General features: G+C 67.4%; 10 protein-coding genes and 1 other RNA gene. All 11 read right to left on the bottom strand.

Features of this window, described 5'->3' with window-relative positions:
* Positions 1 to 7: 7 nt before the first annotated feature.
* The 11 genes from mraY to ACEVQ6_RS06565 all read right to left on the bottom strand — a co-directional run bounded on the left by mraY (position 8) and on the right by ACEVQ6_RS06565 (position 12,381).
* Positions 8 to 1,108, bottom strand: coding sequence for a phospho-N-acetylmuramoyl-pentapeptide-transferase (mraY, locus tag ACEVQ6_RS06615; RefSeq protein WP_374888130.1), 1,101 nt, complete (start codon positions 1,106 to 1,108; stop codon positions 8 to 10).
* A gap of 111 nt (positions 1,109 to 1,219) precedes the next feature.
* On the bottom strand, positions 1,220 to 2,635 hold the full coding sequence (locus tag ACEVQ6_RS06610; RefSeq protein WP_374888129.1) for a UDP-N-acetylmuramoylalanyl-D-glutamyl-2,6-diaminopimelate--D-alanyl-D-alanine ligase: 1,416 nt from the start codon (positions 2,633 to 2,635) through the stop codon (positions 1,220 to 1,222).
* Position 2,636: 1 nt separating this feature from the next.
* Positions 2,637 to 4,091, bottom strand: a complete 1,455-nt coding sequence (locus tag ACEVQ6_RS06605) for a UDP-N-acetylmuramoyl-L-alanyl-D-glutamate--2,6-diaminopimelate ligase (protein ID WP_374888128.1) — start codon at positions 4,089 to 4,091, stop codon at positions 2,637 to 2,639.
* A gap of 63 nt (positions 4,092 to 4,154) precedes the next feature.
* Positions 4,155 to 5,927: a peptidoglycan D,D-transpeptidase FtsI family protein gene (locus tag ACEVQ6_RS06600; RefSeq protein WP_374888127.1), complete on the bottom strand. Its 1,773-nt coding sequence runs from the start codon at positions 5,925 to 5,927 to the stop codon at positions 4,155 to 4,157.
* Positions 5,927 to 6,286: a cell division protein FtsL gene (gene ftsL / locus ACEVQ6_RS06595; RefSeq protein ID WP_374888126.1), complete on the bottom strand. Its 360-nt coding sequence runs from the start codon at positions 6,284 to 6,286 to the stop codon at positions 5,927 to 5,929. Before ftsL ends, ACEVQ6_RS06600 begins: the two co-directional genes overlap by 1 nt.
* A gap of 3 nt (positions 6,287 to 6,289) precedes the next feature.
* Positions 6,290 to 7,315 carry a 16S rRNA (cytosine(1402)-N(4))-methyltransferase RsmH gene (gene rsmH, locus ACEVQ6_RS06590; protein WP_374888125.1) on the bottom strand — a complete coding sequence of 342 codons (1,026 nt, stop codon included), beginning with the start codon at positions 7,313 to 7,315 and terminating at the stop codon, positions 6,290 to 6,292.
* A 14-nt stretch (positions 7,316 to 7,329) separates the two neighbouring features.
* Positions 7,330 to 7,764, bottom strand: a complete 435-nt coding sequence (mraZ, locus tag ACEVQ6_RS06585; RefSeq protein ID WP_374888124.1) for a division/cell wall cluster transcriptional repressor MraZ — start codon at positions 7,762 to 7,764, stop codon at positions 7,330 to 7,332.
* A 420-nt stretch (positions 7,765 to 8,184) separates the two neighbouring features.
* Positions 8,185 to 8,607, bottom strand: an RNA gene (gene rnpB / locus ACEVQ6_RS06580) — RNase P RNA component class A.
* Positions 8,608 to 8,684: 77 nt separating this feature from the next.
* A complete protein-coding gene (locus tag ACEVQ6_RS06575) occupies positions 8,685 to 10,730 on the bottom strand; it encodes a hypothetical protein (RefSeq protein ID WP_374888123.1) in 2,046 nt (681 codons plus the stop codon).
* Positions 10,731 to 10,903: 173 nt separating this feature from the next.
* Positions 10,904 to 11,677 carry an N-acetylmuramoyl-L-alanine amidase gene (locus ACEVQ6_RS06570; protein WP_374888122.1) on the bottom strand — a complete coding sequence of 258 codons (774 nt, stop codon included), beginning with the start codon at positions 11,675 to 11,677 and terminating at the stop codon, positions 10,904 to 10,906.
* Entirely contained in the window at positions 11,674 to 12,381 is a 708-nt protein-coding gene (locus tag ACEVQ6_RS06565) for a TerB family tellurite resistance protein (protein ID WP_374888121.1), read from the bottom strand. The genes ACEVQ6_RS06570 and ACEVQ6_RS06565 overlap by 4 nt, the downstream gene beginning before the upstream one ends.
* Positions 12,382 to 12,393 lie beyond the last annotated feature (12 nt).

The following is a 12,393-nucleotide window of genomic DNA, read 5'->3' as shown; positions in this document are numbered from 1 at the left end:
CGCGCCCTCACCGGAGCTTCAGCGTCGACAGGCCGACGAGCGCGAGGATGACGGCGACGATCCAGAAACGGATGACCACCTGGCTCTCCGTCCAGCCCATCTTCTCGAAATGGTGGTGGATCGGCGCCATCAGGAAGACGCGCTTGCCAGTGAGCTTGAAGACGCCGACCTGGATGATCACCGACAGGGTCTCCATGACGAAGAGTCCGCCGATGATGACCATGACGATCTCGTGCTTGGTCGCGACCGCGACCGAGCCGATCAGGCCGCCGAGCGCCAGTGACCCGGTGTCGCCCATGAAGATCGCCGCCGGCGGCGCGTTGAACCAGAGGAAGCCGAGGCCGGCGCCGATGACGGCGCCAAGGATGACGGCAAGCTCGCCCGTTCCGGGGACGAAATGGATCTGCAGGTAGTTGGCGAAGACCGCGTTGCCGGCGAGATAGGCGATCAGGCCGAAGGCGGCCGCCGCGATCATCACCGGCACGATGGCGAGCCCGTCGAGGCCGTCCGTCAGGTTGACCGCGTTGCCGGCGGCGACGATGACGAAACCGCCGAAGAGGACGAAGAAGATGCCGAGATTGAGCATCAGGTCCTTGAAGAACGGAAAGGTCACGGAGGAGCCGAAGGTGGAGCCTGCCGCGCCGACCGAAAGCGCGTTGCGCATCATGAAGTAGACCGCGATCGCCGCGATCAGGAACTCGATGCCGAGGCGCGCCTTGCCGGAAAAGCCCTTATGCGACTGTTTCGTCACCTTCAGGTAGTCGTCGTAGAAGCCGATCGCGCCGAAGCCGAGGGTGACGAGGATCGTCGAGACGACATAGGCGTTGGAAAGATCCGCCCAGAGCAGCGACGAGCCGACGATGCCGGCAAGAATCATCAGCCCGCCCATGGTCGGGGTGCCGGCCTTCTTGAAATGGGTCTGCGGCCCGTCGGCGCGGATCGGCTGGCCCTTGCCCTGGCGGATGCGCAGCGAATTGATGATCGCCGGACCGAAGAGGAAGACGATCATCGCCGAGGTGAAGAGGGCCGCCCCCGTCCGGAAGGTGATGTAGCGGAAAAGATTGAAGAACTGCAGGTGGTTGGCCAGTTCGACGAGCCAGATCAGCATATGGGACCTTTCCCCAAAGGTTTTTTACGCGCCCGCGTCGTTGACGGTGCGGGTCGACCGTGGTCCCTCGATCGTCCGGGAGGACCTTCCGTCATGTCCGTCGTCCGGCGGTCAGGAGGCGGCCGGGAAGGTCTCCGTCAGCCGCGCCACGATGCGGCCGAAGCCGAGGCTGTTCGACGCCTTGACCATGATCACGTCGCCGGGCGCGATCGAGGCGGCGGCGAAGGCCGCCAGCGCATCGGCCGTATCGCGATAGGTGACGTTCAGCGATCCCTCGGCCGCGTCGCGCAGCACCGCCATCTCCGCGCCCGCAAGCCAGAGGTCGGTCACGCCCGCATCGAGGAGCGGCCCGAGCAGGCCCTTGTGCTTGTCCGCCGACAGCGCGCCGAGTTCGAGCATGTCGCCGAGAACGGCGATCCGCCGGCCGCCCTCGCCCGGCGCCGTTTCCCGCAGCAGCGCGATCGTCGCCCGCATCGAGGCCGGATTGGCGTTATAGCTCTCGTCGATCAGCGTGGCGACGCCACCGCCGACCGAAAGCCGGTGGCGGCGGCCGCGGCCCTTTTCCGCCGAGACGGTCGACAAGGCTTCCGCGACGCGGCCGAGATCGGCGCCGACGAGGCTCGCCGCGCCGAGGACGGCGAGCGCGTTCTCCGCGATATGGCGTCCCGGCGCGCCGAGCGGCACTTCGAGCGTCTGGCCCGCAATGTTCGCCCAGAGCACGCTGCCGGTCTCCGAGGGCGCGAATTCGAGCATGCGGAAATCGGCCCGCGCATGGCTGCCGAAGGTGTGGATGGTCTCGACGCCGGCGGCCTGGGCGGCGAGTTCAAGGGCGGTGAATTTTTCCGTGTCGCGGTTGATCACCGCATGGCCGCCGGGCGCCAGCCCCTCGAAAATCTCGGCCTTGGCGGCGGCGATCTCGTCGAGGTCGCGGAAATGGCCGATATGAACCGGCGCGATCGCCGTGATGATCGCGACATGCGGGCGCACCATCTTCACGAGCGGCCGGATCTCGTCGGGATGGTTCATGCCGATCTCGAACACGCCGAAATCCGTGTTCTCCGGCAGGCGGCAGAGCGTCAGCGGCACGCCCCAGTGATTGTTGAAGGAGGCCGGCGAGGCATGGACGCTGCCGCAGGCCGAGAGCACGTGGCGCAGCATCTCCTTCGTCGTCGTCTTGCCGACGGAGCCGGTGACGGCGATGATCTTCGCCCGGCTGCGGTCGCGCGCGGCGCAGCCGAGGCGCACCATCGCCTCCAGCACGTCCTCGACGACGATCATCGGCGCGCTGAGGCGGCCGAGCGCCGGCAGCTTGCCCTCGGAGACGACGAGAAGCGCCGCCCCGTTGGCGATCGCCACGCCGGCATAATCGTGGCCGTCGACCCGGTCGCCGCGGATGGCGAAGAAGGCCTGGCCCGGCTCGATCGAGCGGCTGTCGATCGAGATGCCGGTGATGCCGGCCGGCAGCACGCCCATCGGCCGGCCACGCAGCGCGGCGACCAGATCGCTCATCGTCCAGAGATAGCTCATGTCATGCGCCTCCCAGGGCTTGCGCCACTTCGCGATGATCGGAGAACGGCAGGGTGACGGTCCCGACCGTCTGGCCTTCCTCGTGGCCCTTGCCGGCGACGATCAGCGTGTCGCCCGCCTGAAGCATGGAGACCGCAGCGCGGATCGCCTCGCGCCGGTCGCCGATCTCGATCGCGCCCGGCGCCGCGGCGAGGATCTCGGCGCGGATCATCGCGGGCACCTCGGAACGGGGATTGTCGTCGGTGACGATCGCGACATCGGCGAGCCGGACGGCGATCTCGCCCATGATCGGCCGCTTGCCCTTGTCCCGGTCGCCGCCGCAGCCGAAGACGACGATGACGCGGCCCGTGGTGAAGGGCCTGACCGAGGCCAGGACGTTCTGCAGCGCCTCGGGCTTGTGGGCGTAGTCGACATAGGCGAGCGCCCCGGCATCCGTCTGGCCGACGAGTTCGAGCCTGCCGGAGGCGCCCTTCAGCGTCTCGAGGCCGCGCATGGCGAGCCGTGCCGACACGCCCGTCGCCATCGCGAGGCCGCAGGCGACGAGGGCGTTGTAGATCTGGAAATCGCCGGCGAGCGGGATGTCGACCTCGTGGATCTCGCCGGCCGCATGGATCTCCGCGACCTGCTTGTGGCGGAAATGCTCGACGCGCTTCAGCGTGAGAAAGTCGCCCCTGCGCCCGACCGTCAGCACGTCGTGGCCGGCGGCCGTCGCGACACGGATCGCGTCCCCAGACCATTCGTCGTCGGCGAAGATGACGGCGGGCGCGCCCTTCGGCAACAGCGTGTCGAAGAGCCGCATCTTCGCGGCCATGTAGGCCTCCACGGTCGGATGGTAGTCCATATGGTCGCGGCCGAGATTGGTGAAGCCGGCGGCGGCAAGCCGAACACCGTCAAGCCGGCTCTGGTCGAGCCCGTGGCTGGACGCCTCCATCGCCGCATGGGTGACGCCGGCATCGGCGAGTTCGGCGAGCAGGCGGTGCAGCGAGACCGGATCCGGGGTGGTGAGCGAGCCGTAGCGGTCGATACCGGGGGCGACGACGCCGGTCGTGCCGATCATCGCCGCCGGATGGCCGGCAAAGGCCCAGAGCTGGCGGGTGAAAGAGGCGACCGAGGTCTTGCCGGCCGTGCCGGTGACGGCGACCATGGTCTCCGGCTGGCGGCCGAAGAAGCGCGCGGCGGCGAGCGCGAGGAAACGGCGCGGCGCGGACACCGTCAGCAGCGGCACGCCTTCGGCCTTGCCCGAGGCCGCGACGATCGCCGCCGCGCCGCGGGCAAGCGCATCGGCGACATAGCGCGCGCCGTCGGCCTTGTTTCCCGGGATGGCGACGAAGAGCATTCCGGGTTCGACCGACCGGCTGTCGGCGGTCAGACCCGTCACCGCGACCTCGCCGGCCGCGCCGGCGAGCTGGTCACGCATCTCCGGGAACGCATCCCCCGCCAGGTCTCTGATCTTCATCGCCGTCTTTTCGCTCGCCTGCCGGGGAAGCCCCGGCGAATCGTTTGAGTTGTCATTCCATGATCAATAGGACACAAGCAAGGCCGATCCGTCGGATCCGAACCTCGGCTCCACGCCGAGCAGCGGCGCGGAGCGCGCGATGATCTTCTGCACCATCGGCGCGGCGGTGAAGCCGGCGATCCGGCCGCCGTTCTCGCCGGTCTGCGGCGCGTCGATGATCGACAGGACGACATATTGCGGGTCGTCGATCGGGAAGCCGGCGAGGAAGGCGTTGAAGTTCTGGTCGCTGGAATAGCGACCGTTCACCACCTTGTCGGCCGTCCCGGTCTTGCCTCCGACATGGAAGCCGGCGACCTGGGCGTTCTTGCCGGAACCGGCGACGCCGTTCCAGTTGAAGAGATAGCGCATGTCGGCGCTGGTCGTGTCCTTGATCACCCGTTCGCGGATCTGCTCGGCCTCGGCCTCGCTGCGCGGCAGGAAGGTCGGCGAGATCAGGAAGCCGCCGTTCATCAGTGCAGCGCCCGCCACCGCCGTCTGCAGTGGCGTCGTCGAAACGCCGTGGCCGAAGGAGATGGTGACGGAATTGATCTTCTTCCACACGCGCGGCTGCGAGGGGGTGGCGACCTCGGGCAGCTCCGTCTGCATCCTGGTCAGAAGGCCGAGCCGGGTGAGGAAGGCGCGGTGGTCGTCGATGCTGACGAGGTCGGCGATCTTCGCGGTGCCGATGTTCGACGAATACTGGAAGATTTCCGGAACGGTCAGCACCCGGTGCTTGCCGTGGAAATCCTTGATGGTGAAGCCGCCCATGCGGATCGGGAAGCGGGCGTCGAAACTGTCCTTCAGCGTCATGCGGCCGGAATCGAGCCCCATGGCCAGCGTGAAGCTCTTGAAGGTCGAGCCCATCTCGAAGGTGCCGTTGCTCATCCGGCTGAACCAGCCCTCCTCGTAGACCTTGTCGACGGTCCCGTCGGGATTGAGGCGCGAGGGCTGGTTCGGGTCGTAGTCGGGCGCGGACGCCATGGCGAGGATCTCGCCGGTCTTGGCGTTCAGCACCACGGCGCCGGCGGCGAGCGCCTTGTAGTTCACCATGGCGTTGACGACGACGTCGCGCACGATGTTCTGCACGCGCAGGTCGATCGACAGGCGCACCGGCTCGAGCTTGGCGTCGCTGGTCATGCCGATCGCGGCGAGATCGGCGAGCCCCTGGCTGTCGATGTAGCGCTCCATGCCGGCGATGCCGCGATTGTCGATGTTGACATGGCCGAGGATGTGCGAGGCGGTCGGGCCGCCCGGATAGAAGCGGCGCTTCTCCGGCCGGAAGCCGATGCCGGGAATGCCGAGCGCCAGGATGTCGCTCTGCTGCTTCGGGGTCAGCTGCCGGCGCAGCCACTGGAAGCGCGAATTGGACTTGAGCTTGTTGTAGGTTTCCGCGACGTTGAGCTGCGGCAGCACGCTCGAAAGCTGCTCGACCGCCTCGTCGGCATCGACGATCTTGTGCGGCTCGGCATAGAGCGAGACCGTGCGGATGTCGGTCGCCATGATCTCGCCGTTGCGGTCGATGATGTCGGGCCGCGAGGCCATCAGCGTGTCGGCGCGGCCGATGCTCGACACGGTCTCCGGCAGCGTCGCCCCGTATTGGACGAGGCGTCCGCCGATGATGGCGTAGACGATGCCGAAGGCGCCGATCATGATGGCGACGCGGCTTCGCGCCTGCTGGCCGCTACGCTTGCGCGTGCCTTCGAAGGGAATCTTCGCCGGACCGGTCGACGACAGGGCGGTGGACGCGGCGGCGGCGGCGCGGGACGACGTCTTTTTGAAACGCGAGAGAAACGACATCAGTTCTTCACCGACCCGGTCTTGATGAGATCGGCGATGGCGTCGGTCTTGACCTCCTCCTGCGGCAGCTGCGACGTCAGCATCGGCAGTTCCTCCGGCCGCGCCAGCGCCGTCGACAGCGTCTGCGACAGCTTCAGCTCCTCGCCATACTGCGCCACAAGCCGCTCGAGCCGGTTCGGCTGGGTCAGCAGCGCCCAGTCGGCCTTGAGCAGGTCGATCGTGTCCTCCTCCAGCTTGATGTTCGCATCGAGCCGGCGCACCTCGTCGCGGATGTTCTCCGCCCGGTGCTTGATCGTGTAGGTCACGGTCGCAGCCGCGGTCATGACAACGATCAGGACGACGTCCAGTGTTCGCAGCATGGTTCAGCCTCCCAGTTTTCCGAGCGTTGCAAGATCGGGCAAATCGAAGATCGACAGGTCATCTGCCTCGAAGGGCGCGGCGGTGCGCAGGCCGGCCCTGAGCTTCGCCGAGCGCGCACGCGGATTGCGGGCTGATTCGTCCTCGGTGGCGGTGATCATCGCCTTCCCGGCTGGCGCGAAGGTTGCGGCCCGCTGATGGACGACCGGCAGGTGGCGCGATCCCGAGGCCTTTCCGGAGCGGTCCTGGAAGAAGGTCTTGACGATGCGGTCCTCCAGCGAATGGAAGGTGACGACGGCGAGCACGCCGCCGGGCTTCAGCACGCGCTCGGCGGCAAAGAGCGCCGCCGCCAGTTCGCCGAGCTCGTCGTTGACGAAGATGCGCAGCGCCTGGAAGACGCGCGTCGCCGGATGGATGCGGTCGGTCGCCTTGCGCGGCGTCACCGTCTCGATCAGGTTGGCGAGGTCGCGGGTGGTGGCGAAGGGTTTTTCCGCGCGGCGCTTCTCGATCGCACGCGCGATGCGGCCCGCCTGGCGCTCCTCGCCGAGGAAACCGAAGATGCGGATGAGGTCGCCGGTCTTGGCGCGATTGACGACGTCCGCCGCAGAAACGCCGGCCGAGGACATGCGCATGTCGAGCGGCCCGTCCTTCTGGAAGGAAAAGCCGCGCTCGGCCTCGTCGATCTGCATCGAGGAGACGCCGATGTCGAGCACGACGCCGTCGAGGCCGCCGGCCGGCGCCTGTGCCGCAAGATCGGAAAACCGCGCATGGACGAGGGAAAGGCGCCCCGCCGACGCCGCTACCAGCGGCGCGCCGCCGGCGATCGCCGAGGGGTCGCGGTCGAGCGCGACGACGGTCGCGCCGGCGTCGAGCAGGGCTCCCGAATAACCGCCTGCGCCGAAGGTGCCGTCGAGGATGGTCTTGCCGGGTCCCGTGTTGAGAACCGCGACGACCTCGTTCAGAAGAACCGGGATGTGGCGGACCGGTCCGCCATCGGCTTCAGCCTGCGCCTCGCCGCGATCCGCCACCATCCCGTCTCTCCGATCTAGGTCAGGCCGCGGTCCCTCACTTGCGCGCGGGCAGCCGCCTGCATCTCCTGGAAGGCCGCCGGCTCCCAGAGTTGAAAATAGTCCGACCGCCCGACGAACATCACATCCGTCGTGATGCCGGTAAAGGAACGGATGAAGTCCGTCACCATCAGCCGGCCCTCTGGGTCGAGCTTCATGAAGACCCCGCCCCCGTGAATGAGGAGCGACATCCGGTTGGCGTCCGGCGAGAAAGGATCTCCGCCGTTCGTCTGTCCCTCGAAACGGTCCAGAAGCTCCGGGCCGCCGGCGCTGACCGCCGGAAAGACGAAATCCTGGAAGCAGTAGAGCTCCCGGACGTTGCGCGCCGAAAGAACCGAACGGAAAAGGGACGGGACGGAAACCCGGCCTTTCGCGTCGATCCTGTTCACCGCATGGGACAGAAAGCGGTTCATGACGCGAAACGGCCGCCCTCTCCTGGCCGACCCCCAACCCTGGCCGGCGCATCCTTCCCATATCAGACGCAATGCGCCACCACCGGGCACCCTCGTTCCCGGCTCCAGAATCCCCAAGGCGATCTCCGGAGACTTGCGATGGACGGGCCGCTAAGTGCCCTTGTGCATTGCATGATTGGGATAACATGGGACCATATGGGCGTCAATGGGATTTGGCCGGCGCAATCCCCGGGCCTGCCCGGATATTGATAAGCCGTTAAGTTTAACAAAACCTTAACGAAAGCCGGCAAGCCACTGGAAAACAAAATGATTGAGATTTCATGAAACAATGCGCCCCTGTGCGGCGCGATCGTCGAAAGTCCCGGAAAACAACGGGATAGGCAGGCCTTGAAAAAACATTGTGCATTGCAGCAGAAAAGAAACGCCAGTTGGCCTGTAAGCCGGGTTCTGTATGGCCCCGATGCCCTCGTCGGACAGCGGAACGTGGCAGCCATTCATCTGGGACGGCGCTTGCGCGACGCCTCATGCAACCCACCCGGATGACTGGCCCGGAAACCGGCTGGCGGGGCTTTCGCCGCGCCGCGTCATCCCTATTCGGTCTTGCTCCCGGTGGGGTTTGCCCTGCCGTCCATGTCGCCATCGACGCGGTGGGCTCTTACCCCACCCTTTCACCCTGACCCCGGTCGTCCCTGCGGACGAGGACGGGGCGGTCTGCTTTCTGTGGCACTTTCCCTGGGGTCGCCCCCGCCGGACGTTATCCGGCACCGTGTTTCCGTGGAGCCCGGACTTTCCTCACCCCGCGGCCTTTCGGCCGTTGCGGAGCGCGGCTGCCCGGCCAACTGGCGAGGCAGCCCTTAAACGAGGATCGACCGGATGACCAGCACCCGCGCGGCAAAATCGTCACCGGGCGGCGTTCCGCCTCAGGTGCCAGGCCCGCCGAAGATCGCCAGGTTCTCGCCGAGCGGGGCGGCGGCCTCGGCGCTCGCGGCCGGGGCGAAGGCGCCAAAGGGCATGCCGACCTCCTCGACATTGGCGATGCGGATTTCGGGATGCTCGCGCCGCGCGGTCAGATAGACGGCCAGCAGCGCATTCTGGTCCGCCCACCAGCCCGACCCCGGCCGGGCCATGACGGCATCGAGATGGCGCGCCATCTCCGCGCGGATAAGCTCGGCCATCCGCCGGCCGCCGGCCGTGTTCTTCAGCAGGAGGCAGGCGGCGTTGACATGGTGCCACGGCAGGATGCGCGGATAGCGGTAGCAGAGTTCGTTCCGGTCGACGGCGACCGTCACCCGCATCTTGTCGTAGTAGCGCAGCACCGCATCGGCGGCCTTGACGCGCCCATCGGCGAAGAAGGGCATCGGATCGCGCGAAAAGCGCGTGTCGATGTCGGACAGCAGGATGTCGGTGCCGAGCATCGACAGGAAGGCCGGCGCGCGCAGGAAGCGCACACAGGCGTAATAGGTGGTCTTCTTTACCTCCAGCCGCTCGACCGACAGCGACAGCGCGCCGAACTCCCTTGCCAGCGTCTCGTGCAGCGCAAAGGTCTGCGGGGTGGGATTGACGATGTGGAAATGCACCGGCAGCCGGCAGCCCTGGCGGCGCAGCGTCCGCAGATAGGTGTCGGCGAAGCGGGCGAAATATTTCGGATCGGCGCAGGCAAGCAGGGTCGGCCCGTCCCCGATACCCTTCGTCGCGCCGTGAAGCTCCAGGGCGACGGCCCCGTCGCCGAAGGGCGAGGCCGCTTCGTCGAAGACCGGCGCGGTTCGCAACGCCTCCGGCAGGAAGGAGTGGCGCCCGGACAGGAGAACGTCGAAGGCCGGCGTCCAGCCGCGCTCCGTCTCCGCGGCGCGCAGTTCCGCAGCCGCTTCCTCCCAATGCCCGCCCTGGGCGAAAAGCGACGCCCGCGCCAGCCTCTGCGGCGCAGTGCCGCCGCGCTTCGGCAGCGACGCGGAAAGCGTATCGACGACCTCGCGCCGGCCGTCCGGCGTCCAGAAATGGCGCGTCATCGACGCCTTGATCAGCGCCGCGCGGACGGAATCGCCGAGCTTCAGGATGGAAAGCTCGGGCGAGGCCAGCCGGTCGGCGACGGCGCGGCGCTTCAGCGCCTCGTCGCCCTCGTAGACCATGGTCCACAATGGCTTCTGCACCTCGACGGCACGGCAGGCGATGAGCCCGGGAAGGGTCGCATACAGCGCGTCGAGCCGCGCCGGCGGCCTGCCGCGCCGCGCGCTGATCGCGCCGATCACCCCGTTCTGCGAGGCGACGGCGGCGGCGAGCAGGCCCTGGCCGACATGCCTCGGCTGGATCACCGTGCGTCGACCCAGCACCTCGGCCACGTCCAGGGCGCGGGCGAGCGGGTCGAGCGATTTCGTCTTGGCGTAGGACTTGAGGCAGGAATCGATCAGATTCGCCATGAATTCAGGGGTGCGGCGTCTTTCGAGATTGCGCTCGTCGAACGCGACGAGCTGATCGAGATCGCCCATCTGCGCCAGCCGGCTGCGGCGCGCGTTGCGCAGCACCGGATCGCCCGGCGCCGCCTTGCGCATCGCCTCGATCCGCGGACCGATGGACCGGAGGAAATCCTGCAAGCTGGAATGGCCGCGCTTTTCGTCGAAGGCCACGGCCCCCCATCCGGTCTTGGCGTTGGAGAGGGCGGTGACGATCTTCAGCACGCGTTGAAAGACGTCGCGGGCATGTGCGGGATCGATCCTGAAGGCCTGATGGGCGAGATCGAAGGCTTCGACGAACTGGCCGGCGCCCTGGTGAAGCTCCGACTTCATCAGGAGAAGCGCTTTGCGGTCCCTTGGAGACCTCTGGATCGCGGCGTCGATCTCCTCGATCAGCCGGCCATGGCCGGCACGGTCGCGGATGCCGTTGCGCTGGCGAAAGAGGCGGACCTTCTTCTCCAGCACGCGCAGCCTGAACCGACGGGTCAGTCCCGCGAGGAAGGAAACGATGGCCTGCATTCCATTCACCTGCTGCTTCCCGCTGCGCTATGGCGGGCTTCTGACGTCACGAAAAGGCCTCCGCATTGCGGCAGGATGCCTTGACGGCTTCTTACCGCACAAGAAACGCAACGCAAACCGTCGAGCGCGGGCTCCACATCCGGAGGACGCCGCGCGGACGCATCGAAGCACGGTCATCCCGCATAGGCCGGCAGCGCCGAGAGAAGCCGGTGCAATGTCGCGATCGTCGAGGCATCGGCGATGCCGTCGACCCTCTCGCGGCGGAAATGGCGCTGGAAGGCCGCGACCACGCCTTCGGTGAAGGCGCAGTATTCGCCCGTCACCTCGATGCCGTAGCCGTAGAGCGCCAGCATCGCCTGCAGCGCCTCGACGGGCTGGCCCTCGTCGCCGCGCTGCAGGAAACGGCCGCCCGAAACCGGCTGGCTGGGCACCAGATGGCCGACGCCGGCGGCATGCAGGCGCTCCCATGGAAAGGCCTCGCCGGGATCGACCTTGCGCCCCGGCGCCACGTCGCTGTGGCCGAGCACCCGCTCCGGCGCGATGCGCCAGCGGGCCGCGCAATCACGGCACAGCGCGATCACTGCGTCGATCTGCGCTCCGGGAAAGGCAGGCAGGCCGCCGGGATGACCGGAATTGGCGATCTCGATGCCGATGGAGGCGGAATTGATGTCGGCGTCGCCCTTCCAGAGGCTGCGTCCCGCATGCCAGGCGCGGCGCGATTCCGGCACGAGCTGCTCGATCCGCCCGTCCTCATGGACGAAATAGTGGCTCGACACCTCGCTTGCCGGATTGCGCAGCCAGGTGAGCGCGGCCTCAGCCGTCTCCATCCCGGTGTAGTGCAGGAGGATCATGTCCGGCGTCCGCGCTTCTTTCCGCTCGCCGTGATTCGGCGAGGGCGACACGAGGGCTTCGGCGTGATCGGCTTGAAAGGGAGCCGGTTCCGTCATGCGGCCCGGCGTTCCTTCTCGATCGCCTCGTAGGCGGCGTTCAGCGCCGCCATGCGGTCGGTGGCGATGGCATGGAACTCCTGCGGCACACCGCGCGCCACCAGACGGTCCGGGTGATGCTCGGAGACGAGCAGGCGGTAGCGGCGGCGGATCGTCGGGAAGTCGTCGCCGGGGGAGACGCCGAGCACCTTGTAGGGATCGACACCCTCGATGAAGACGTGGCGCGCCATAATGCGCTGGAAGACGCGCTCCTCCATGCGGAAGATCTCGGCGACCCGCCTCAGGAAGGCCATCTCCTTCTCGTGCACGGCGCCGTCGGACTTGGCGATGTGGAAAAGCCCGTCGATGATGTCCTCGAGGATCGGGCAGTTGTCCTCGCAGGAGGCGCAGAGCCCGGCCATCTTCTCGGCATAGGCCTCGTATCCCGCGACGTCCTGGCGCGCGAGGTTGTAGAGCCGCGCGACGTTCTTTGCCTGGTCGTCGGGAAACTTGAAGATGTCCCGGAACGCCGCCACCTCGCTTTCGGTGACGACGCCGTCGGCCTTGGCCATCTTCGCCGACAGCGCGATCATCGCCACGGAGAAGGCAACGTTGCGGCGCGTCTCGGGATCGCCCTCGAACAGGGTCCGCACCGCCTCGACCACGCCCGAAAGCGCGTTCGCGGCAGAGGTGACGACACCAAGAATGCGATCCCAGAACGACATGGAGGCGGTTCT

Source organism: Ensifer soli (genome assembly GCF_041928815.1).
Classification (GTDB): domain Bacteria; phylum Pseudomonadota; class Alphaproteobacteria; order Rhizobiales; family Rhizobiaceae; genus JBHFEI01.
Note: the sequence above shows the minus strand (reverse complement) of the source record. Positions and strands in the feature narration are given on the sequence as shown.